The following is a 21,587-nucleotide window of genomic DNA, read 5'->3' on the forward strand; positions in this document are numbered from 1 at the left end:
AGTTGGGTGGCGGCGCCGCGTGCTCGCGCTCCCCTTGCATCACGTGAAGGGGCGCGTGCGCGACCGGGACGGCATCGGCAGAGGGCTTTCAGGGGAGAGAGGCGTTTGCGATGGAGCACGCGGAGACAGCGCCCGAGGTGTGGGTGGAGAAGCTGCCCGTCCAGGTGGGAAGCGGGCGGTCGGCGTGGCTGATACGCCCGGTCGGCACCGTCGACGGGGCGGACCATCCCCTCTTCGAGGCCGTCCGGACGGCGGGGGAGCGTGCGGACACCGCGGTCGTCGTCGACCTCTCGCACGTACGTGCCCTGTCGGCGGCGGCCGTCCGGGAACTGCTGGACTGCGCCCACACGCTGGAGGCCGCGCGGGCCCGGCTGCTGCTGGCGGGCCCGGCCCAGGACGTCGACCCGCTGCTGAGGCTTGCTCTCGGCCTCGCCCCGGTCCCGGTCTTCGCGACGCTGGGGGCGGCGGTCCACGCGTGCGCGAGCCGCGTGCCCGCGGACGCGACCGGCATCCCGGGAGGCGGCACGGCCGCCGACAGGGGCGGCCGGACGGCGGCGCGCCATGACGAGCTGGCTCAGCTCCAGCAGGCCGTGTCCTCGCACGCCGTCGTCGACCAGGCCATCGGCATCGTCGTCGCGCTGGCCGGTCTGCGCACCGAGGACGCCTGGCACGTCGTACGGGAGATCTCCCAGCACACCAACATCAAGATGCGGCACGTCGCCGAGCTGATCGTCGAGTGGGCCCAGACGGGGCATCTGGCCAGTGACATCCGCCATCACCTGCAGAAGAGCCTCGCGACACGGCGGCCGGCGCTGCCGGAGGCGGGCTGACGAGACGGCCGCGCGGTGGACAGGGCCGCGGACAGCCACCTGCCCGACGACCAGTCCGTCGCAGTACGGGGGAGGGCGCCGGGCAGTATGGGGGAGGGCGCCGGGCAGGAGTGAGACGGCCGCCTGCCGCTCCCCCGTGACGCGGCTCCGCGGCCGGCGCAGCTCCCGTTGCGACCGGCCGCGGAGCCGCGTCGTGTCCGATCGTCCCTACGCGGTGGTACGTGTCCGGCGTCCGGGCCGGCCATCCGCTGACGAAGCGTCAGCGGCCGACCTCTTGACGGGTGTTGGGGACGCAGTGCGTCATCGTCAGGCCGGACACGTCCCGGGGCTCGTTCTCGCCCAGGTTGGCGAGCCGCTTGCGGTCGTCGTCGGTCAGATCCTGGCTGGCCAGCGGCTCGAGACCGGCGACGTCCCGGGGGCTGATGCCGAGCCCCTCACCGACCCTCAGACCGAGCTCGTTCTCCACCAGCAGGAAGTGCCACACCATCCGCTCCTGCACCGGCCGGTCGCACTGGGACAGCAGGGTGGTGAAGTTCTTCACCAGGTCGTCCCGCTCCCACTGCTCCATCAGCTGATAGCGCTGACCCGCCTGCAGGTAGTCGTTGGTGCGGGGGATGCGCTTGCGGGTGACCCGGCCGTGGATCTCCGGCCCCTGCTCGTCGTGGGACGGGTACTGCGCCTCACGCAGGCCGCCGGTGATCGACGGCTCGTAGTTGACGATCGGGTTCTCGCCGCCGCCGTCCTGGTGGTAGGCCATCTGCCCGTCGCGCTGGTTGGTGCGCACGTCGGCGTTCTTGGCCCGGTTGACCGGAAGCTGGAGGTAGTTCGGGCCGACCCGGTAGCGCTGGGTGTCGCTGTAGGAGAACGTCCGGCCCACGAGCATCTTGTCGTCGGAGAAGTCCAGGCCGTCCACCAGCACACCGGTGCCGAACGAGATCTGCTCGTTCTCCGCGAAGTAGTTCTCCGGCATCCGGTTGAGCACCATCCTGCCCACCGGCCGGGGCGGGAAGTCCTGCTCCGGCCAGGTCTTGGTGTCGTCCAGGGGGTCGAAGTCCAGCTCCGGGTGGTCGTGGTCCTCCATCATCTGGACCAGCAGTTCCCACTCCGGGTACTCGCCGCGCTCCACCGCCTCGTAGAGGTCCTTGGTGGCGTGGCCGAGACCCTGGGCCTGGACGTTCGCGGCGTCCTCCTCGGTCATGCTGCGCACGCCCTGCTTGGGCATCCAGTGGTACTTGACCAGGACGGTGCTGCCCTCCTGGTTCACCCACTTGTACGTGTTGACGCCGAAGCCCTGCATGTGGCGGTAGTCGGCCGGGATGCCGCGCGGGCTGAAGAGGTTGATGAGCATGTGCATGGACTCGGGGGTCTGCGACATGAAGTCGAAGATCCGGCGCGGCTGCTGCTCGAAGGTGACCGGGTCCGGCTTGAGCGCGTGGATGACGTCCGGGAACTTGATGGCGTCCCGGATGAAGAACACCCCGAGGTTGTTGCCGACGAGGTCCCAGTTGCCGTCCTCGGTGTAGAGCTTCACCGCGAAACCGCGCGGGTCGCGGGCCGCCTCCGAGGAGTCCCGGCCGCCGATGACGGTGGAGAACCGGACGGCGAGGTCTGTGCGCTTGCCGCGCTCGGCGAAGACCTTCGCGCGCGTGAAGCGGCTGATGGGCTCGTCGCCCCAGGAGCCGTACGACTCGAAGTAGCCGTAGGCGGTCACACCGCGGGCGTGGACGACGCGCTCCGGGATGCGCTCACGGTCGAAGTGGCTGATCTTCTCGAGGAACTGGTAGTTCTCCAGCGTGGCCGGGCCGCGGGCTCCGACGGTGCGCTGGTTCTGGTTGTCGTAGACCGGGTGGCCCTGCCGGTTGGTGAGCGCTTTGCGCTCGTCGTCCGGGGCGGGACCCTTGCTTGACACGTCCGTCACGATCGTCGACTCCTTCGGCCCGTATGTGCGGTTCTATCCCGATGTACCACTATTTCCAGTCATACGTTCATCCGCTACGGCAGGACGGCCCCTGGGTACCCCTGTCGTCGCCCTCGAGTCCCCCGGGTGGCCGTGCCTACGCGAGAGGGCGGACCCCGGTGATCCGGAACCCGCTGCGGGGCCGCGTCGGGATGTGCCGCAGCGGGATCGTCAGATCCTGGACCGGAACGCCGTACGTCAGCCGCGACAGCCGGACGCCGAGGGCTTCCAGCAGGGCGGTCGTGACGGCCTCGCCGGGACACCGGTGGCCGCCGGACGGATCGGCGCCGCCCTGCGGGACCGGTTCGTCGCGTCCGTGGCGTGTCACCGGGCGGGCCAGGAAGCGTTCGGGGCGGAACCTGTACGGGTCGCCCCACAGCCCCGCATCGCGATGCCGCCCGTACAGGCCGAGCAGGGCGGGACCCCCCGCCCGCACGTGCTCGCCCCTCCAGTACAGGTCGGCGGCGGCCCGGCCGCCGGTGAAGGGGGCGAACGGGTAGAAGCGTCGGACCTCGTGCGCGAAAGCAGCGACGTACGCCGCGTGTCCGGCCCGCAGCGGCGCGCGGTTCTCCGGCCAGCGATGGAGGGCGTGAGCCGCGAACGTGACGAACCACGAGACCGCGACGGCGGGCCGGACGATGTTCAGCAGTTCCACGGCGGCCGTACGGGCGTCGAGCGGGCGCCCGTCGGCGTCACGGTGCTGCACCACGACGGACACGGCCGACCCGGCCGGAGCCTCGACCTCCCCGGCGCGGATCCTCCCGACCAGATCCGCGATCCGGGCTTCGCAGCCGGCGCGGGCCCGGCGTGCCTGCCAGTGCCGCGCCCCCGGCGTGGCGAAGCCGTCCACCATCGCCACCAGGTCCTGCGCCGTGACCTCCACCCGGTCCTCGTCCAGGGGTAGCCCGGCCCAGCGGCACACACCGGCCGTGAGGACCTTCGCCGCCTCCTCGAACAGGACGATCTCCGGCCGCACCCGCCAGGCGTCCACGGCCTCGTCCCACGCGTCCGTGACGTGTCGCACCAGGAGGGCCACGCGGGCCGGCGGGGTCAGCAGCGAGAAGAGCAGCGCCTCGCGGGCCCGGTACGCCGCACCGTCGGGCGTATGGGCCGCACCCTGGCCGAACAGCGTGCTCCGGACGCGCTCGGGCGCGGCCCTGTGCCGGTGCACGTGCCGCTCGTCGTAGAAGAACCGGACGGCGTCCGGGCCCCGCAGGCCCCCGGCGTGCCGTCCGAGCAGCCGGGTCCTGACGGCCGGGCTCGTCGCGTGGCCCATCCTGTCCGGCAGCCAGGCGCGGCCCTCCGGCGGCAGCGAGCCGGTGCGGTCGGCGAGAGGGCCGGGTGAGGTGCGCATGGGGCCCGGGTGCCCGACGTGACGGTGCGAAAAACGCTCGAGCCCGGTGGATGCCCGGAATGCGACCGCGGCACCCGGCACGGCATGCCCGGGATGCTTCGCGGTCGGGCGCGCCTGCGGACGCCTCCTGGACAAAAGGGAAATATTCCGCTGGGTCCGTGTGTTGACACGGACGTGGGCGCGGAGGGAACTGTGTCCCCGGGCCTCATTTTCATAGCCCACGAGGACGATCGTCCGGCTGAAGCCTCGTGGAGCCTCTTGCCGGAGGCGACCGCCCTCCGCGTCCACCCTCGATCGGCCCCGACCGGCTGTCCCCCGAGCCGGTCGGGGCCTTCGTCCGCCCCCGGCACCCCCGGACGGACGTCTGTGAAAGCATCAGTCCATGATGACGTCAGTCGACACTGATCTGATGCGGGTGCTGGCCGATCCGCTCAGGCTCCGGATCGTGACCCTGCTCGCCCGCGAGACGCTGTGCACCACCCATCTGGTGGAGGAGACGGGCGCCAGGCAGACCAACCTCTCCAACCACCTGCGCGTGCTGCGCGAGGCCGGCGTCGTCGACACGGAGCCGTGCGGGCGCTGGACGTACTACCGGCTGCGCCCCGAGGTCATCGCCCGGCTCGCCGACGGCTTCGCCGCCCTGGCCGCGTCCGCCCGCACCGCCGCAGACAGCAGGAGGACCTGCAGATGACGTCCGCCGGAGCACCCGCGACCGCCGAGGATCAGCCGGTCGCCGCCAGGCTCTCGACCCTCGACCGCTTCCTCGCCGTGTGGATCCTGGCCGCGATGGCACTCGGGCTCGGCCTGGGCCGCGCCGTCCCGGGCCTGAACGACGCTCTCGCCAAGGTGGAGATCGGCGGCATCTCGCTGCCGATCGCCGTCGGCCTGCTGGTCATGATGTATCCGGTGCTGGCGAAGGTCCGCTACGACAAGCTCGACTCCGTCACCGGTGACAAGAAGCTCATGGTCTCGTCCCTGGTCATCAACTGGATCGTCGGCCCGGCGGTGATGTTCGCGCTGGCGTGGATCCTCCTGCCCGACCTTCCCGAGTACCGCACCGGCCTGATCATCGTCGGGCTCGCGCGCTGCATCGCCATGGTCGTCATCTGGAACGACCTCGCCTGCGGCGACCGGGAGGCCGCCGCCGTCCTCGTGGCCCTCAACTCGGTGTTCCAGGTCCTCGCGTTCGGCCTGCTCGGCTGGTTCTACCTCGATCTGCTGCCCGGCGTGCTCGGCCTCGACGACGGCGACGGGCTCGACATCTCCACCGGGAAGATCGCTCTGAACGTCGTCATCTTCCTCGGCATTCCGCTCCTCGCCGGATTCCTCACCCGCCGCCTCGGCGAGACGAGGCTGGGACGTGAGTCGTACGAGGCGAGGTTCCTGCCCAGGATCGGTCCGTGGGCGCTGTACGGGCTGCTGTTCACCATCGTGGTCCTCTTCGCCCTGCAGGGAAGGACGATCACCTCCCGGCCGCTGGACGTCGCCCGGATCGCACTGCCCCTGCTGGTCTACTTCGCGGTGATGTGGTTCGGCACCTTCGCGCTCGGCAAGGCGCTCGGCCTGTCCTACGCCCGCACCGCGACCCTCGCGTTCACCGCGGCGGGGAACAACTTCGAGCTGGCGATCGCGGTGGCCATCGCCACCTTCGGGGTGACGTCGGGCCAGGCGCTCTCGGGTGTCGTCGGCCCGCTGATCGAGGTGCCCGTCCTGGTGGCCCTCGTGTACGTGTCGCTGGCCTGGCGGAACCGGTTCGCGACCGGCCGGCCGGGGACATGAGCCGGCCCATCGACGTCGTCGTCATCGGCGGCGGCCAGTCCGGGCTCGCCGCCGGCTACCACCTGCGCCGCCTCGGCCTGGAGTTCGTCGTCCTCGACGCCGGCCCCGCCCCGGGCGGCGCGTGGCAGCTGACGTGGGACTCGCTGCGCCTGTTCTCGCCGGCCGCGTTCTCCTCACTGCCCGGCCGGCTCATGCCCCCGCAGGCCGGCCAGGAGTATCCGGACGCGACGCACGTCGTGTCGTATCTGCGGGACTACGAGAAGCGCTACGACCTGCCGGTCCAGCGGCCGGTGACCGTCCTTGCCGTGCACCGGGACGGTGGGGTGCTGCGCGTGGACACGGACGCGGGGAACTGGTCCGCGCGGGCGGTCGTCAGCGCGACCGGCACCTGGTGGCGCCCCTTCCTGCCCGCGGTGCCCGGACACCGGGACTTCCGCGGAGAGCAACTGCACACCGTCGGCTATCGCACCCCACGGGACTTCGAGGGGCGCCGTGTGCTCGTCGTCGGCGGCGGCAACTCCGGCGCGCAGATAGCGGCAGACCTCGCCCGGGTCACCGAGCTGACCTGGGTCACCCGGCGGCCGCCCCGCTATCTGGCCGACGAGGTGGACGGCCGCGTCCTCTTCGACGCGGCCACCGCCCGCCGCCGCGCCCTCGACGAGGGCCGCGCGGACACCCGGGGCGTCGCGTCGCTGGGAGACATCGTCGCCGTACCGCCCGTGCGGGAGGCCCGGGACCGCGGACTCCTCGATGGCGCCCCGATGTTCACGCGGCTCGTCCCCGACGGTGCCGAGTGGGCCGACGGCACGCGGGCCGGGGCCGACGCGATCATCTGGTGCACCGGGTTCCGCCCCGTCCTCTCCCACCTGGCGCCCCTCGGGCTGCGCGGCCGGCGCGGCCACGTCGCGACCGCGGGCACCCGTGCCGCGGACGAGCCGCGGCTGCATCTGCTCGGATACGGCGACTGGACCGGCCCGGCGTCCGCGACCCTCGTCGGCGTCGGACGCACGGCGAAGGAGGCGGCCCGCGAGATCGCGGCGCTCGTACGCGGGTAGCGGCACCGGCACACGAGGGAGACCTCCGGCCCGGTGGGGAGGCGCTGCGACGACGGCCCCCCTCCCCACCTGCGGCGTCAGGCGCGGTCGCGCTTCATGGAACGCCCGGTCTTCGGGGTGCGCTCCTGGGCCTTGCCCTGGACCTGCTTGGCCCCGCCGCGGGCCTGCTCGAGCTTCAGCCCCAGGACGACGTCCGTGTGCTGTTCGATCCGGCGGGTCTCCCGTTCCGCCTTTTCGTGCGCGCCGCCTCCGCCCGGTAGTTTGCCGACGCGGGTTCGAGGGACGCGGTGACCATGTTCGAAGACTTCGAAGCAGAAACGGTCCAGTTGAAGGAAGCGTCCCTCTTCGTACGTCACGGCGGGGAGGGCCCGCCCGTGCTGCTGCTGCACGGGCATCCCCGGACCTCGGCGACCTGGCACCGGGTGGCCCCGCAGCTGGTCCGGCGGGGATTCACGGTCGTCTGCCCCGACCTGAGGGGCTACGGCCGGTCCCGGGGTCCTGCGCCGACACCGGACCACAGCGGATACTCCAAGCGGGCGGTCGCCGACGACCTGGTGGCGGTCATGCGCTCGCTCGGGCACACCCGGTTCGCGCTCGCCGGACACGACCGCGGAGGTGCCGTCGCCCTGCGTCTCGCCCTCGACCACCCCGACGCGGTCTCCCGGGTGGCACTGCTCGACTGTCTGCCGATCAGCGAGCATCTGTCCCGTGTCACCGCGAAGTTCGCCACGCAGTGGTGGCACTGGTTCTTCTTCGCCCAGCCGGACGTTCCCGAGCGGGTCATCAACGCCGACCCGGACCGCTGGTACCGCGGCGACCCGGCGGTCATGGGGCAGGAGAACTACGAGGAGTGGCGCGAGGCCACCAGGAACCCGGACGTGGTGCGGGCGATGCTGGAGGACTACCGGGCCGGTCTCACCGTCGACCGGCGCCACGAAGAAGCCGACCGGGCCGACGGGGTGCGGATCCAGTGCCCCGCGCTGGTCCTGTGGTCCCTCCGGGACGACCTGGAGGACCTCTACGGGGATCCGCTGGAGATCTGGCGGGACTGGGCGCCCGACGTGCGAGGTCACGGGATCGACTCCGGCCACCACGTGGCCGAGCAGGCCCCGGACGAGCTCGCGGCCTGTCTCGGTGACTTCTTCGGCGGCTGACCCGGCGTCCGGCGGCGGCCCGTACGGCGAGCCGCCGCCGTGCGGGTCCCGGAGTCCGGGCTGCATCGGCCCCGGCAGCAGGGGCACACTGGAGAGTGATCTTTGGCGCCGGACTCCCCGGACCCCGGAGGCGACCTTGACGTCGGACATGCATGAAGGGCGACTCGCTCCCCAGGGGTGGGAGCAGGACGCGGAGCGGCTCGTGCAGCTGGAGGACGAGAACCTCCAGCTGAAGCGTGCGGTCCACTCGCACGCGACGATCGACCAGGCCATCGGTGTCGTCCTGGCGAGGGGGGAGCTGACGCCAGCCGAGGGCTGGGACGTGCTGCGCGAGGTCTCCCAGCGGACGAATGTGAAGCTGCGGAAGGTGGCGGAAGCGGTCCTGGAGTGGGCTCGGACGGGAGAGCTGCCCGAGGCCGTCAAGGACGAGCTGGAACGCGGGATCCGGTCGGCCCGGGCCCGGCGACGGATGGACGGTCCGTACTCCTGACGGCCCGGTGCCCCCGCGGAACGCCCCGCGTCACGTCGGCGCCGGCGTCAGGCCCCCGGGCACGGCACGCCCGGCGTCATCGACCACCCGATGGGATGGGTTTGGAGCCATTTGTTGCGGTCAGTCGTAAAATGGATCCGCATTGCTGGAGCACTGAGGATGTGAGCTGTGGTGGCCAAGGACCAGAAGGCGAAGGCCAAGGGGGAGCAGGCCAAGGGCAAGGCGAAGGAAGCAGTGGGACGCGCGGTGGGCAATGAACGCATGACCACCGAGGGAGCGGCAGGACAGTCCAAGGGCGACGCGCGGCAGGCCAAGGAGAAGGTGAAGGACGCACTGGGCCACTGACCGGTACCCGTGCACGCGGACGGGGTCCGCCGAGATCACGTGTGGCGGACCCTGCTGCGTTCCCGTTCCCGATATCCGGATATGTCGTGCGGCCGTTGCGTATCCGAGGGCAAAGGCTCCCCGGAGTCAGAGGTGCCCGTCGTCCCTCGTGGATCCGGACGTCACCCCTCCGCACCCGCGATCAGTTCGGCGAGGAAATCGTCGACGGAGACCTTCTCCTGCCCCGGTGGGACGACCTCGTAGGTCTCGTCCAGGAAGGACATGACGGCCGGGGCCCAGGCCAGGATCACAGCGTGGTGCCGGTTTCCGTCGGTGTGGGGCTCACCGAGGAACTCCATGCGCAGCTCCCGCCACAGCCCGGTGGCCTGCGGACCCATCCGCACGTCCCCCTCACCGACCGGACGTTCCATTCCGTCGGCCATCATCTGGCGGTCGAGTCTCCACCGGGCGAGGACCCGGCCGTCGTGGCTGAACACGACGGTGACGGCGAACGGATCGTCGGCTTCGTACGTCATGTGCGCCAGTACGGAGAAGCGGCCGGTGCCGCCTGCCTCGAGCTGCATGACGAGCGTCCTGTGCACGATCGGGATCAAGGGAAGCCTCCGGGGGAACGGGCCTAAAGCCCCCTACTACCCCCGTTGCGCGCATGATGCTCACGCAAATGGGGGATTCACACAAAGGTGACGGGACGCACGTTGCTCCGCCGCGTCGGCGGGCGCCCGACGCGGGCGGCCGGGAGGCCGCGGCCACCCGGGCGCCGTACCGGCGAGACCTCTCGAGCGGCGGCATGCGCGCGGGCGCACCATTCTGGATGCAGATGCGATCACGTCGCCTACATCGGGGAAGTCGAGTGCCATGAGCGAATCAGAACTTCCGCCGGAGGGCCGGCCCGTCGACCTGTACCTGGACCTGCTCCGCCTGCGCATGGCCCCCTCGGACTATGCGCTGCTGCTGCGCATGGTCGAACCAGTGCTGGAGGCCATCCAGGAACAGCGGGCAGGACCGATCGAACTGAGTCTGGAGGGCGCGGACGGGGAGAACGTCTCGCAGGAGGTCCGCGACGAGGCCTCTCTCGTCGTCGCGGTCGCCGTCACGGGCCGTCTGGACAACCAGATCGTCGAGATCGAGACGGAGGAGCAGGGGCCGGTCAGAGTCGTCACGGACTCGGGGACCGCGGCCGATCCCGTCAAGTGTCAGGAGATCGCCGAGTTCATCGGCGAACGCCATCGCCAGGACGAGGAACTGCGGGGCATCGCGGAGGTGAGCGGCCTGCCCACGGACGTCTGAACGGCCCCGGGCCTTCGGCCGGCCGTGACGCCCGTCGGCTTCCGGCGGGTCGCCCCGGCGTCACCAGGGCAGGAAGACGTGCACGTCCTTGCCGTCGGGCTGGCGGACCACGCTGACCTGGTCGCTCAGCGCCTGGATCAGATGCCAGCCGATGCCCCCGCCGCCCCCGTCCGGACTGAAGGACCGCGGGGTGGGCCGCACCGTACTCGTGTCGTGCATCGTCACGTGGACGCCGTCGAAGGTGGGTCGCAGCTCCAGACGGAAGGCGCCCGGAGCGTACTGCACCACGTTGGCGGCCAGTTCCGTCACCACCAGCAGGATGTCGTCCAGATGCTCGGGCGCGCCGGGCGGGGACGTGCGCGCAAGGGCGCGCAGGTAGTCCTCCGCGGCGATCCTGGCATCGGTCACGTTGCGCAAGTCACCGGCAAAGGTGCTGGTCAAGCTGGTCATCTTGGTGGAAGCCAGGTCGTTGTCCCACTGGGGCTCGGTCGTCATCTCGCCTTCCCGGTGTCGTGCGGACCGGACGCCGTGCGGTGCTCCGGTCTTTCCCGGCCGTGTGCTGCGGCCGGGCGTGTGCTGCCCGCGTCGTGCGGCCTACGCCGCAAAATCACCGCGGCGACTGCCCAGGCGACGCTTCAGCGCTCGGCGCTCGTTCTCGCTCGTACCGCCCCAGACGCCCAGGGTCTGTTCCGTGTCGAGCGCCCACCGCAGGCACGCGTCGCGCACCGGGCAGCGGCGGCACACGGCCTTGGCCTCCCGGATCTGCAGCACCGCGGGCCCCGTGCTGCCGACGGGGAAGAAGAGGTCGGGGTCGACGCTCCGGCATGCCGCAGCGTCCCGCCAGCTCTCCATGGCAGTCTCCTTCGATCGAATCGTTCCGGTCGGTGGGACTTCGTTCGTTGTCCGGGTCACCTTCAGACGCGGGGGTGAAACAACCAACTCGGATCCGATGTGCGTGCCGAGGGGCGGTCAGGAGCAGACATACGTGACATGCGTCGCATTCGTACGTCGCTCGGGGGAGAGCAGGCGCAGCTCCGCGCGACCCGTGTAGCGGCCCTCGCCGTGGAAGGACCACAGGAGGTGCAGCCGGGCCGTGCGCCGGCCGCCAGGCACGTTCTCGCGCAGGACTTCGGAGGACGTGCCGTCGCTGCGCACCCAGCGGTAGGAGAGGATGCCGGGTCCACCGCTGGTGGTGACGGTGGCGACGATGTCGGCGGTGCCGTCGCAGCCGGGCGAGGGCCGCTCGACGGAGACGGTGACGTCGCGCACGTCGACGGGCGGCGCGGCCCGGTCCCAGGCGAGGAACGCGAGGACGCCCAGCACCACCAGCGTGGGCAGTGCGTGTCTGCGCCAGGCGTGGTGGCGCGGCCCCGGACGTGCATCGGGCTGCGCGGGGAGGTTGACGTGGGCACGGCGTACGGTGTCGGCGTTCACGCCGGGTCCGAAGCGCAGCAGGGTGCCGTCGACGCGGTCGGGGTGCACGCCTGGGCCGAGGCGCGTGGCGTCGGCATGCGGGGCGGGATCGGGACGCGCGCTCTCACCGAGTGAGGCGGGACCGAGGCGCCCCGTCGCGGCGGTCGTGTCCGACGGAGCCGCCACCAGGGTGTCCGCGTCCGACCGCGTGTTGTCGGAGTCCGGCCGCTGGATCCAGTGACTGGCCAGCGCCGTGGCGCTGTAGTCGTCGTCCGCGTCGGGGCGCTCGCCATGGGCCCGGGGGTCGTCGTTCACCGGAGGTCACACGCCCGGGTCAGAAGCTGCTGCCACGCGTCGCCGCCCGCCGGGGCCGGGTCCGTCGTCGCCCGCACCCCCCAGTAGCAGCCCGTCCCCTGGAAGGTGTGCTCGACAGGGAGCGTGTACTGCGTCGAGCCGCTCCGCTCGTACGTCGAGGCCGCCCCGTCCTGGGTGCCGGACTGTCCGCGGGTGTCCCCGGTGAACCAGGTGACGCTGAGAGTGACGGGTCCCGTTCCGTCGGTGGTGACGGTCACGGTCGCCGTGCCCGTCGCGGAACCCGTCTGCTGGAAGCCGGTCAGCGTGACGTCCTTGACCGCCGCGGGGGCCGCAGGAGCCACGGTGGGTGCGCCGGTCGGCCCCGCCGTCGGCGTCGCCGCCCCACCCCCGGCGGAGGCGGACGCCGAGGGCTGCGCGGAGGAGCCGTCGGCCGTTGCGGACGCGGAGGGCGGGGGAGTCCCGTCCGGCGCGGAGGAGCTGGGCGAACCGGATTCCGTCGTACCCGCCGGCCCTTCGGAGACATCCGGCTGCGTACTCGTCGTGGCGAGAGCCTGCGCCGCCTGCTGCGGAGTGTCCGCGGTGCCCGGTCCGGCGCGGTGCGCCAGCAGGAGGGCGGCGACGAGGGCCGCACCCGCGACGAGCAGGCCGCGCCGGCCCGGCAGCCAGGAACGGAACCCGCCGGGGTGCTGGGAGAGGACCGTGCGCGCCGTGTCCGTGGTGCCGTTGGACGTGTGGGGAGCGGACGGCAGCAGCAGGAGGGAGAGGGCCACGAGCGCGGCGAGCCGGCCGCGTCCGCGTTCCTCCCAGTCGGCTCCGTACGCGCCGCCCGCAACGGTCTCAAGTTCCGCCACGAAGTCCCCGGCGTCCGGCGGCCGTTGGCCGGGGGACTTCGCCAGACCCGCGAGGACGAGGGGCCGCAACGCCTCGGGCACCTCGTCGGCCGGGATGGGACCGTCCACGTGCTTCAGGGCCAGTTCGGCCATGTTGTCGCCGGTGTAGGGCTTGCGGCCGGTCAGGCACTCGAAGAACGTGGCGGTCGCCGCGTAGACGTCGGCCGCGGGGGAGGCGGGAGCGCCGGTCCACTGCTCCGGGGCCATGTAGGACGGAGTGCCCGCGATGCCGGCCGCGGTGCCGTCCGTGGCGGCGATCCCGAAGTCGACGAGTTTCGAGTGGCCGTCGGCGGTGACGAGGACGTTCTCCGGTTTGTAGTCGCGGTGCACCACGCCGAGGCGGTGCGCGTCGGCGAGCCCGAGCAGCGAGCCCTTGAGCAGCGTGAGTGCGGCTTCCGGGGCGAGAGGAGCCTCCCGGGTGAGCAGCCGGCGCAGGGAGAGACCGTCCACGAGTTCCATCACGATCGCCGCGCCGTCCGGGCCCTCGACGTACTCGTACAGACCGGCCACGTACCGGCTCCCGAGCCCGCCCAGGAGCCGTGCCTCCGCGCGGAACTCGGCGACGAAACCGGGGCGGGTGCGCAGCGACTCACTGAGGTACTTGACCGCGACGGGAAGCCCGGTCTCCTCGTGGACGGCCAGCGCGACCCGCCCGCTCGCTCCCGAGCCGAGCTCACGTGTCTCCGTGTAGCCCGGCACTGCCCAAGTGTTCATGGCCCGTCCCCCCGAGACGCGGGGCGCGGGAGTGTCCGAGGCCCCCGCGCTTCCAGTCGTGTGCACAGAGACACGTTTCCGGCCATGACGGTTGCACTCGGGGCGGGCCGGGACGGCACGACGGCAAGCCGCATGCGCGGCGGGCCGTCGTGCCGTCCCGGATGGTGGCCCTGCGACAGGGCCGGGCCGCGGTCAGCCGAGGATGCTCCACGACGTGGTGCCGTTCACCGCCATGAGGACGGCGAGCACCACGATGTCCGCGATGCCGAGCGCCAGTCCGAGCCGAGCCCGGAAGCGGCGCGGGGTGTTCCGGCGCAGCGCCATGACGGCCAGCACGATGGCGACAGGGCCGAGGACGAAGTTCATGACGAGGAGTCCGACCAGGCCGAGGACGAAGGAGGCGACCGCCATTCCTTCGGTGTCCCGCCTGCCGGTCTCCCGCCGTGGGGGCGCGGTCAGCTTCATGGTCACGCCCTTCCGGTTCGGCCGCGCCGTCGGCGCTCACGGACGGCGAACACCGCCAGCCATGCGGCGATGACCACACCGGCCACGACGGTCACGGGCAACGGAAGGTAGGCGGCCGATCCGAGCACGACGGCCAGGAAGAGTACGGCCACGACAAGGAACAGCACGGCTACCTCCGTTCGCGGGCGGGCACGGGCGTCAGCGGGGATCGCCTCGGTAGGAACATGCCCATACAGGTGTCCCGTGTCCTCACCGTCACACCTGCGCATCCCGGCACTCGGGCGCCGCCTCGAACGAGTCGGCGCCGCACGACCTCCTGTAGTTCCGCTTCGGCATGAGTCGACCTCCGCAGGCCGGGCACCCGCGAGTGAGGAAGCGGCACGCCCGACGACAAGGAGCCTTCTGTCATGACCGTCCCCGAAGAGAACCGCGCCAAGACCGGCAGCACCGATCAGGTGCTGGACGGCCGGGCCGGTGCGGAGAAGCCGCAGGAGCAGGGCGGCACCGGCCGGACGCTGCGCGAGGCGCTGGAGGAGGCCCAGGTGCGCCCGGACGACTTCGCGGAGAGGGAGGAGAACTAGGGCGTGAGCTCACTCACCGGCTTGGAACGAGCGCTGGAGCGCTTCGGAGGAACCCTGCTCGCGCACATCCGCCACAAGGAACCCGTGGAACTGCTCGGCGCACTGCACCGCGAATGCGACGACAGCGCCGTCGTGTGCAGCGAGACCCGGGTGGTCGTCCCCAACGCCTACGACGTCGAACTGGCCGAGTTCGTCATCGAGGAACTCGAACGGAACGGCGACCGCGTCGGCCAGCTGCTCACCGACAGCCTGGCCCGCCACGGCGAGCGCATGGGGTACGAGTGGGCCGGCCCGCTCGCGGTGCATGTCACCAAGTCCCGCCAACTGCCCAACGGCCGGTACCGGGTGACGAGCCGTGTCATGCGGCACGTGCGTGCCGACGCGTTCCAGAGCGGCGCAGCGGACCCGGCCCCGGCAACGGCCCCGGCGCACGCGCCCGTTCCGGCCGAGGCGCCGCCCGTGGCTCCCCGGCGCGGACTGCTGCCGGAACCCGGGATCTGAGACACGGGCCCTTGCCCCGGCGTGCCGCGGGCGTCCGTCGATCCGGTCGGCAGCCCGCCGGACCGGATCGACGGACGCCCGCTGCTACCGCCTGCGAGGTGCCCCGCTTCCCCCGGCTGTTCGTGGTGGACTCGTCTCTCCGCGCGCAGGACCTGACAAACCTCCTCGGGCGCGACATGGCCCGGATGTATGAAGGTCTGCCGAATACGTTGACCGGGGCGTGGCGGGCGGGAACGCGGCTCGTTCTCCCCGTCATGACCGATGTCTCCGTCCCGCAACGCCATGCCCGACTGCTGGGCGCCTACTGGCTCGACTCGCCGGTCCTGCCGCACGACCACTGCGTCTGCTGCGAGCGCCTGGCACTCCCGGTGAGCGGGAGCCGCCGGGACCGCGGCCCGGGAGTGCGCGGTCCGGGACTCCGGGGCGTCGCGGTCGCCGTGGCCGTCCTCGTGATCGCCGCCGCCGTCGCCATGGCACCCCTGTAGTCCATGTCCCTGTCCGTGGGCGGGTGACAGGCCTCGGACCTGCTTCTCTTCCTGGCCGTCAGGATCCGTCGACGGTCGCCCGCCGATGGGACGCTGCTTTCGGCGCCGCCGAGTGAGCATGCAGGGGGTGGTGCGCGGTGCCATCCTGGAGACAGGACACGGAGGCTGCCATGGGCTGCTATGCCGACCGCGTGCTGCCGCGGATCATCAACGTCGCGTGCGGGGTCAAGACCGCGGGACCGCTGCGCCGCCGTGTCTGCGAGGGCCTGACGGGCGAGGTGATCGAGATCGGGTTCGGTACCGGTCACAACGTTCCGTACTACCCGCCGACCGTCACCGGCGTCACGGCGATCGAGCCCTCGGACCTCGGCTGGCGGCTCGCCGGCGAACGGGTCCGGGCGGCACGCGTCCCGGTCCGGCGCGCGGGGCTGGACGGCCAGTCGCTGCCGTTCGTGGACGACAGCTTCGACGCCGCCCTGTCCACCTGGACGCTGTGCACCATCCCCGACGCCGGGGCCGCTCTGCGCGAGGTGCGGCGGGTCCTGAAGCCCGGGGGAACGCTCCATTTCCTCGAACACGGTCTCGCCCCGGAAGAGGATCCGGGCGTGCGCCGCTGGCAGCATCGCCTGGAGCCGGTCAACAAGCGGCTCTTCGGCGGCTGCCACCTCACGAGACCGACCGCGGACCTGGTGACGGCCGCGGGCTTCACGATCACGCAGCTGGACGTCTTCTACGAGAAGGCTGCCCCGAAGCCGGTGGGCGCCGACTCCTTGGGCTTGGCCCTGGCCCCGTAGCCTCACGCGCGACCGGGTCCGCCCCTGGGCCGGCCCTCCCCGTCCATCGGGGCTCAGTCGACGGCCGCGACTCCGATACCGATGGCGATGAACAGCCAGCCGGTCGTCATGTCCCATCGGTCGCGGAAGGCAGGCCGGCCGAGCAGCGTCCGCAACTGCGCCGCCGCGCTCACCAGGATCAGCCAGTAGAGGACACCGACAAGGACGTCCAGCACGCCGAGGAAGAGGATCTGCCCGGTCATCGAGCCGTGGCCGTCGACGAACTGGGGCACGATGCTCAGGAAGAACAGCGCCGCCTTCGGATTGAGCACGTTGGTGAGGAAGCCCTGGGTGAAGCCGTCCCGACGGCTCGGCTCCGGCTTCGTCGCCGGCTCCTGAGCGGTGCCTTGGCCAAGGATGCGGCCGTCCCCGCCCTGCGCGGCCCCGCGGCGGCGTTCCGCAGCGGCGCGCCGGGCGGCTGCCACGGCCCGGATGCCCAGGTACACGAGGTAGGCGGCACCGGCCAGCTTGATGGCCGTGAACACGGCCGGAGAACGTGCGGCGACGACGGACAGACCGAGAGCGGCCGCCAGCATGTGGACGCACAGACCGGTCTGTGCGCCGAGCGCGGCCATCCGCCCCAGCGACGGACGTAACGCCGCCGCTCTGACGATCACGAAGAAGTCCGGGCCGGGGATCAGATAGGCGAGCATCACGACGCCGAGGAATCCCATGAGGTCGATCGACATGCCTCGCTCCGCTTCTCCCGGCCGACGGTCGCGGCGGCACTCCGACGGACCGGCCGGTGCAGACCGTCGAGACTCCCTGTGTGTCCCGGGAGGCGGCATTCACGCCTCCTCGTCCGTGGACAACACCGCGAACGCGTGTGCGGAGGAGTCGGGTCGGACCGGAAGGAGGGGGCGGACGGCAAAGACCCCGACTGGACGGGGGAGACCAGCCGGGGCCGTACGGGGTGACAGGCGGAGGGCGGTCGCCTCGCGGCGAAAGGCTCCATGGGGCTTCAGCCGGACGATCGTCCCCATGGGCCATGGGTGAGGCCCGGGGACACTGTCCCCTCCGCAGCCACGTATAGATGAACGATAAACCGTTGTGGGGAGTTCCCGCGCCACCCCCGGTCGGATGTGACGTGCGCCATGGCACTTCTGCCGCCCGCTCTCCTGGTCTTCACTCAAGGTCAGCGGGCGGACCGCAGGCGCTGCAAGACCCGAATGCGACGCTGGGATGCGGCGTTCTCCGCGGTGCGCGGCGCCTCCGCGTCGCCCCGCGCCAGGTGGCGGGGTACCGGGGCGACGGCCGCGTCTTCCGGGGAGGATGTGTCACGCACCGGTTGTGGCCGCCGCTCAGGAGCGGCCGCGGTCCGCGAGGACCGTCGCGACGAGTTCGCGTCGACTGCGTACGCCGACCCGGTCGAAGACCGCGGTCAGGTGCTCCTGCACGGTGTTGGCGGAGATGTGCAGCTCCCGCACGATCTGGCGGGTGGAGCTTCCCCGGACGACCATGGCCGCGACGCGGGTCTGCGCGTCGGTGAGGCCGTACGCGCTCAGCAGCAGGGAGCCGGTCTCGGTGGGAGAGGCCGGTTCGATCACGATGCCGATCTGCGATTCGCTTGGCCCGTGCAGGCGGGTGGCGTGCAGCGTGAACCATCGTCCGGACCGGCCGCGCAGCCGCACGGTGGCCGAAGCCGGCAGCGTGGGGGATGCCTGCTCCAGGGTGCTCAGCCGGGAGGCCGCCGCCTGCACGGCCAGCGGCAGTCCGCCGGTGCCCGCGCCGCTGGCGTCCTCGGTCTCCGCCAGCCAGGCGTGCGCTTCCGGGTTCATGGACACGACGGTCAGACCGGCGTCGAGCACGATGATGCCGGGGGCGGCCGGAGCCGGGGCGCCCGCGGCGGTGGACTCGAAGGTCACGGCCCTGCGCAGGCCCTCCGCGAGGTGCGGTGCGATGTTCCGCACCAGTGCCAGGTCACGGGAGTCGAAGCCGGCGGAGGCGTCCTCTCGGTGCAGGCACAGCACCCCCCAGCAGCCATCGCCGCTGATGAGGGCCGCGCGCAGCTCGTCGCCGAGCCCGAGCGGCGCCATGATCTCGCGGTAGCGGGCGCTGGCGGACCGGTCGCCGAGAGTGGCCCGGTCCAGGGAGCCGACCGGATCGCCGGACCTCGCGAGCGCCGCGAACTTGTTGACGTCCGCCCGGCCGAACTCGTTGTCCAGGAACAGCGTCCGTGCCTCGGCCAGGGGTTCCTCGGCGACCGCCGAGGTGAACAGCAGCGTCGCGGGGTCGACGGCCGCGAAGAACACCGCGTCGACGGACAGGAGACGCCGGATCCGGCGCAGCGCCTCCGTGCTCAGACTCGTTACGTCCAGGCCCGCGTGGCAGCGGTCGATGAGGACCTCGGCCTGGTGTGCCGTCGCTGTCGCGACCATGTGTACGACGCTACTCCTCGCGCCCACCGCCCGCACCGGACGGGCGGCGGGCGCCCGTCGGCGGGGCGCGCCCACTTGCTCAGGGCCCCCGGACGAGACCGAGCCCGCGCAGCAGGCCCAGCTCGTCCAGCCGGCCCCAGCGCTCCACCACGCGGCCGTCACGGAGCCGGAAGACATTGATGCCGGGAAGGCTGAGCGTGCGCCCGGTGGGAGCTGCTCCGAGGATCTCGCCCCGCTGTGTGCCACTGGCGGTGAACTGCTCGGCCACCAGATCACCCTCGCCGATCATGAGCTCGGTGTCGCTGTGCCAGTCGGGGAACGCGGCACGGAACATCGCGCCCGCCCCGCGCATCCCCTCGCGGTCGGCCGGCCCGCCGAAAGGTGGATCGTGATCGACGAAGTCCTCGGTGAGCCAGGCGTCGACGGCGCCGAGGTCACCCTTGGTGAACAGCGCCTCGATGAAGTCGGAAACGGTCTTCTTGTTCTGCTCGATGATGTCCATGCCCCCAGTCTTCAACCGCGGACACGACCGGGGTACCCCAGAAACCTGGGGTATCGGATGCCGCCAGGATCATCCGGTCGGCATCCGGCAGCCGGCCCAGCGCATGATCGGCCGGACAGTCTCAGGTCAGTCGAGGAGATCCGCGACCAGGACGGCGAACTCGGCCGGAGTGACAAGGCGCACCCCCAGCGCCTCGGCCTTGGCACGCTTGGACCCGGCACCCTCGCCGGCGACCACGAGACCGGTCTTCTTGGAGACGCTGGAGGACGAGCGCCCCCCGGCGCGCTCGACGAGTTCGTTCATCTGGTTGCGGCTGAGCTTCTCCAGGGCGCCGGTCATCGCGCCGGTGACGACGACGGTCATCCCGGCGAGTGGCCCGGCCGCGGGCGCCACGGCCGCCGCGCCGTCGGCGTCATCGCCCGCGGGGGCCGGCGGAGTGGCTCCGGGCTCGGACATGTTCACCCCGGCCGCGGTGAGTCTGTCGATGAGCGGGGCCAGTTCGGCCAGTTCGGCGACGATGGAGGGGGCCTTCTCGGTGCCGATGCCCTCGACCTGCTGTATCGCCGCGGCGTCGGCGGCGCGGAGGGCGTCCATCGTGGCGAAGTGCCGGGCGATGCGCCGGGACATGGAGCGGCCGGTACCCCGTACGCCGAGCGCGCACAGCACCCGCGACAGGGGCTGTCCCTTGGCCGCGGCGATCGCGGCGAGGAGGTTGTCGGTGCTGGTCTCGCCCATGCGCTCCAGGCTCAGGAGCTGGTCCCGGGTGAGGGCGAACAGGTCGGCGAGATCGGACACGAGGCCCGCCTCGACCAGCTGGACGACGCGAGTGGCTCCGAGGCCCTCGATGTCGAGCTGGTCCCGTCCGGCCGCGTACGAGAGGGAGGCCACCAGGTGGCAGTTGCGGCCGTTCTCGCAGCGCCAGCGCTGCTCGCCGGTGTCGATGGCGGAGCCGCACCGCGGACAGGCGGCGGGGAAGGCGATCGGCTGTTCTTCGCCGGTGCGCAGATGCGCGACGGGGGCTTCGATGCGGGGGATGACGTCACCCGCGCGGTGGACCATCACATGGTCGCCCAGGCGCAGGTCGCGGCGGGTGATGTCGGCCGGGTTGTGCAGGGTGGCGTAGGTGATGACGGAGCCGTCGATCTCGACCGGCTCCAGGACCGCGCGAGGGGCGATGATGCCGGTGCGGCCCACGTTCCACTCCACCCCCAGCAGGCGGGTGATCTTCTCGACTGCGGGGAGTTTGTAGGCGATCGCCCAGCGGGGAGCGCGCGAGCCCGAACCCGCGGCCCGCTGGTCGGCGGCCAGGTCGGCCTTGACGACGATTCCGTCGATCCCGAACGGCAACTTTGCCCGCAGCGCGGCGATTTCCCGGACGCGGACCAGGACCTGTTCGGCCGTGTCGACCACGACGCCTGACACGGCGGTGTCACCAGGGGTGTTGACCCCGAGGCGGGCGGCCTCCGACATGAGGTCGCCGTGGGCGAGTTCACCCAGTCGCGCCGCGAGGTCCGGGTCGGTGCCGGCGAGCGGCAGCAGGCCGTAGCCGAAGAACGTCATCGGCACCGTGTAGGCGCGGTCCCTGGCGCGCAGTGTGCCCGCGGCGGCGTTGCGCGGGTTCGCGAACGGCTGCCCGCCGTGGGCGGTGCGCAGCTCGTTGGCATGCTCGAACTGGCCGGTGGTCATGAGGACTTCGCCGCGCACCTCCACCGTGACCGGTTCGGCCAGCCGGACCGGCAGGCCGTCGACGGTGCCTATCGCGTGCGAGACGTCCTCCCCGGCCGTGCCGTCGCCGCGCGTGACGAGCCGGACCAGGCGTCCCCGGGTGTAACGGGCGGCGATCGCCAGCCCGTCCAGCTTGGGTTCGACGCTGAACCGCGTGACGTCATGGCCGATCCGGCGGGCCAGCGACGCGGTCCACGCGGTGAACTCCTCGGCGGAGAACACGTTGTCCAGGCTCAGCATCGCCACCGTGTGCGGAACGTCGCCGTCGACCGCGCCACCGGCGACCTTCCCGGTGGGAGAGTCGGGCAGGACCCGGTCCGGGTTCTCGGCCTCCCAGGCCGCGATGGAGCGCACCAGCCGGTCGTAGGCGTCGTCGTCCAGCGCGGACGTGCCGCCCGTGTAATAGGCGGCCGATGCCTTCACGGCCTCCTCGACGGCCTCGGCGTAGCCGGCGGCATCGACGATCACTGCTGCGGGTGTGGTCATGGCCGCCATCCTGCCCGCCACCACTGACAATGCCGCGCTGTGGACGTC

Annotated in this window: 25 protein-coding genes and 1 pseudogene; 12 read left to right on the forward strand and 14 right to left on the reverse strand. The window is 71.9% G+C overall.

Annotated features, from left to right (window positions below; all coding sequences use genetic code 11):
- Positions 1-110 precede the first annotated feature (110 nt).
- Entirely contained in the window at positions 111-830 is a 720-nt protein-coding gene (locus AC0ZLC_RS03375) for an ANTAR domain-containing protein (RefSeq protein ID WP_476750345.1), read from the forward strand.
- A 259-nt stretch (positions 831-1,089) separates the two neighbouring features.
- On the opposite strand, the gene AC0ZLC_RS03380 is transcribed toward AC0ZLC_RS03375, so the two are convergent.
- Complete coding sequence (locus AC0ZLC_RS03380) at positions 1,090-2,748, reverse strand: catalase (RefSeq protein ID WP_476750346.1); 1,659 nt, start codon at positions 2,746-2,748, stop codon at positions 1,090-1,092.
- 136 nt (positions 2,749-2,884) lie between these two features.
- The gene (locus AC0ZLC_RS03385; RefSeq protein WP_476750347.1) at positions 2,885-4,141 is read right to left on the reverse strand and encodes a cytochrome P450; all 1,257 of its coding nucleotides are present in this window, start codon (positions 4,139-4,141) and stop codon (positions 2,885-2,887) included.
- A 382-nt stretch (positions 4,142-4,523) separates the two neighbouring features.
- Here AC0ZLC_RS03385 and AC0ZLC_RS03390 point away from each other — a divergent pair, with 382 nt between their 5' ends.
- The 3 genes from AC0ZLC_RS03390 to AC0ZLC_RS03400 are packed head-to-tail and all read left to right on the forward strand — an operon-like array spanning position 4,524 to position 6,975.
- A complete protein-coding gene (locus tag AC0ZLC_RS03390) occupies positions 4,524-4,832 on the forward strand; it encodes an ArsR/SmtB family transcription factor (RefSeq protein WP_476750348.1) in 309 nt (102 codons plus the stop codon).
- Positions 4,829-5,920: an ACR3 family arsenite efflux transporter gene (gene arsB / locus AC0ZLC_RS03395; protein WP_476750349.1), complete on the forward strand. Its 1,092-nt coding sequence runs from the start codon at positions 4,829-4,831 to the stop codon at positions 5,918-5,920. The genes AC0ZLC_RS03390 and arsB overlap by 4 nt, the downstream gene beginning before the upstream one ends.
- Positions 5,917-6,975 (forward strand): ArsO family NAD(P)H-dependent flavin-containing monooxygenase, encoded by a 1,059-nt coding sequence (locus AC0ZLC_RS03400; protein WP_476750350.1) that lies wholly within the window; start codon positions 5,917-5,919, stop codon positions 6,973-6,975. Before arsB ends, AC0ZLC_RS03400 begins: the two co-directional genes overlap by 4 nt.
- A 77-nt stretch (positions 6,976-7,052) precedes the next feature.
- On the opposite strand, the gene AC0ZLC_RS03405 is transcribed toward AC0ZLC_RS03400, so the two are convergent.
- A complete protein-coding gene (locus tag AC0ZLC_RS03405) occupies positions 7,053-7,364 on the reverse strand; it encodes a hypothetical protein (protein ID WP_476750752.1) in 312 nt (103 codons plus the stop codon).
- Here AC0ZLC_RS03405 and AC0ZLC_RS03410 point away from each other — a divergent pair.
- From AC0ZLC_RS03410 to AC0ZLC_RS03420, 3 genes are all read left to right on the forward strand, one after another.
- The gene (locus tag AC0ZLC_RS03410) at positions 7,269-8,129 is read left to right on the forward strand and encodes an alpha/beta fold hydrolase (protein WP_476750730.1); all 861 of its coding nucleotides are present in this window, start codon (positions 7,269-7,271) and stop codon (positions 8,127-8,129) included. The two genes, AC0ZLC_RS03405 and AC0ZLC_RS03410, sit on opposite strands and share 96 nt — an antisense overlap.
- 148 nt (positions 8,130-8,277) lie before the next feature.
- Positions 8,278-8,619, forward strand: a complete 342-nt coding sequence (locus AC0ZLC_RS03415; RefSeq protein WP_476750351.1) for an ANTAR domain-containing protein — start codon at positions 8,278-8,280, stop codon at positions 8,617-8,619.
- A gap of 171 nt (positions 8,620-8,790) precedes the next feature.
- Positions 8,791-8,964 (forward strand): CsbD family protein, encoded by a 174-nt coding sequence (locus tag AC0ZLC_RS03420; protein ID WP_476750731.1) that lies wholly within the window; start codon positions 8,791-8,793, stop codon positions 8,962-8,964.
- A 161-nt stretch (positions 8,965-9,125) separates the two neighbouring features.
- Here AC0ZLC_RS03420 and AC0ZLC_RS03425 read toward each other — a convergent pair whose 3' ends face one another.
- The gene (locus AC0ZLC_RS03425; protein WP_476750352.1) at positions 9,126-9,527 is read right to left on the reverse strand and encodes an SsgA family sporulation/cell division regulator; all 402 of its coding nucleotides are present in this window, start codon (positions 9,525-9,527) and stop codon (positions 9,126-9,128) included.
- Between the two features lie 292 nt (positions 9,528-9,819).
- Between AC0ZLC_RS03425 and AC0ZLC_RS03430 the strand changes: the two genes are divergently transcribed.
- Entirely contained in the window at positions 9,820-10,251 is a 432-nt protein-coding gene (locus AC0ZLC_RS03430; RefSeq protein ID WP_476750353.1) for a hypothetical protein, read from the forward strand.
- Between the two features lie 60 nt (positions 10,252-10,311).
- On the opposite strand, the gene AC0ZLC_RS03435 is transcribed toward AC0ZLC_RS03430, so the two are convergent.
- The 6 genes from AC0ZLC_RS03435 to AC0ZLC_RS03460 form a co-directional block, all read right to left on the reverse strand.
- A complete protein-coding gene (locus AC0ZLC_RS03435) occupies positions 10,312-10,746 on the reverse strand; it encodes an ATP-binding protein (RefSeq protein WP_476750354.1) in 435 nt (144 codons plus the stop codon).
- 99 nt (positions 10,747-10,845) lie between these two features.
- Positions 10,846-11,103, reverse strand: coding sequence for a WhiB family transcriptional regulator (locus AC0ZLC_RS03440; RefSeq protein ID WP_476750355.1), 258 nt, complete (start codon positions 11,101-11,103; stop codon positions 10,846-10,848).
- A 117-nt stretch (positions 11,104-11,220) separates the two neighbouring features.
- Positions 11,221-11,979 (reverse strand): hypothetical protein, encoded by a 759-nt coding sequence (locus AC0ZLC_RS03445; protein ID WP_476750356.1) that lies wholly within the window; start codon positions 11,977-11,979, stop codon positions 11,221-11,223.
- Complete coding sequence (locus AC0ZLC_RS03450) at positions 11,976-13,583, reverse strand: protein kinase domain-containing protein (RefSeq protein ID WP_476750357.1); 1,608 nt, start codon at positions 13,581-13,583, stop codon at positions 11,976-11,978. Before AC0ZLC_RS03450 ends, AC0ZLC_RS03445 begins: the two co-directional genes overlap by 4 nt.
- Before the next feature lie 192 nt (positions 13,584-13,775).
- Positions 13,776-14,048 (reverse strand): DUF4190 domain-containing protein, encoded by a 273-nt coding sequence (locus AC0ZLC_RS03455; protein ID WP_476750358.1) that lies wholly within the window; start codon positions 14,046-14,048, stop codon positions 13,776-13,778.
- Positions 14,049-14,050: 2 nt separating this feature from the next.
- Positions 14,051-14,215, reverse strand: coding sequence for a hypothetical protein (locus AC0ZLC_RS03460; RefSeq protein ID WP_358855631.1), 165 nt, complete (start codon positions 14,213-14,215; stop codon positions 14,051-14,053).
- Positions 14,216-14,455: 240 nt separating this feature from the next.
- Between AC0ZLC_RS03460 and AC0ZLC_RS03465 the strand changes: the two genes are divergently transcribed.
- The 4 genes and pseudogenes from AC0ZLC_RS03465 (at position 14,456) to AC0ZLC_RS03480 (ending at position 16,409) form a co-directional block, all read left to right on the forward strand.
- A complete protein-coding gene (locus AC0ZLC_RS03465) occupies positions 14,456-14,629 on the forward strand; it encodes a hypothetical protein (protein ID WP_476750359.1) in 174 nt (57 codons plus the stop codon).
- Positions 14,630-14,632: 3 nt separating this feature from the next.
- Positions 14,633-15,019 (forward strand): annotated as a pseudogene (locus tag AC0ZLC_RS03470) (DUF3662 domain-containing protein); the annotation flags it as partial.
- 365 nt (positions 15,020-15,384) lie between these two features.
- A complete protein-coding gene (locus tag AC0ZLC_RS03475) occupies positions 15,385-15,615 on the forward strand; it encodes a hypothetical protein (RefSeq protein WP_476750360.1) in 231 nt (76 codons plus the stop codon).
- Between the two features lie 170 nt (positions 15,616-15,785).
- Positions 15,786-16,409 (forward strand): class I SAM-dependent methyltransferase, encoded by a 624-nt coding sequence (locus tag AC0ZLC_RS03480; RefSeq protein ID WP_476750361.1) that lies wholly within the window; start codon positions 15,786-15,788, stop codon positions 16,407-16,409.
- 53 nt (positions 16,410-16,462) lie between these two features.
- Here AC0ZLC_RS03480 and AC0ZLC_RS03485 read toward each other — a convergent pair whose 3' ends face one another.
- The 4 genes from AC0ZLC_RS03485 to ligA all read right to left on the reverse strand — a co-directional run bounded on the left by AC0ZLC_RS03485 (position 16,463) and on the right by ligA (position 21,539).
- Positions 16,463-17,137, reverse strand: coding sequence for a LysE family translocator (locus AC0ZLC_RS03485; protein WP_476750362.1), 675 nt, complete (start codon positions 17,135-17,137; stop codon positions 16,463-16,465).
- A gap of 612 nt (positions 17,138-17,749) precedes the next feature.
- Entirely contained in the window at positions 17,750-18,826 is a 1,077-nt protein-coding gene (locus tag AC0ZLC_RS03490) for a LuxR C-terminal-related transcriptional regulator (protein WP_476750363.1), read from the reverse strand.
- A 79-nt stretch (positions 18,827-18,905) separates the two neighbouring features.
- Entirely contained in the window at positions 18,906-19,328 is a 423-nt protein-coding gene (locus AC0ZLC_RS03495; protein WP_476750364.1) for an ester cyclase, read from the reverse strand.
- 126 nt (positions 19,329-19,454) lie between these two features.
- The gene (gene ligA / locus AC0ZLC_RS03500; protein ID WP_476750365.1) at positions 19,455-21,539 is read right to left on the reverse strand and encodes an NAD-dependent DNA ligase LigA; all 2,085 of its coding nucleotides are present in this window, start codon (positions 21,537-21,539) and stop codon (positions 19,455-19,457) included.
- Positions 21,540-21,587: the final 48 nt, after the last annotated feature.

The organism is Streptomyces sp. GLSS-08 (assembly GCF_056387915.1).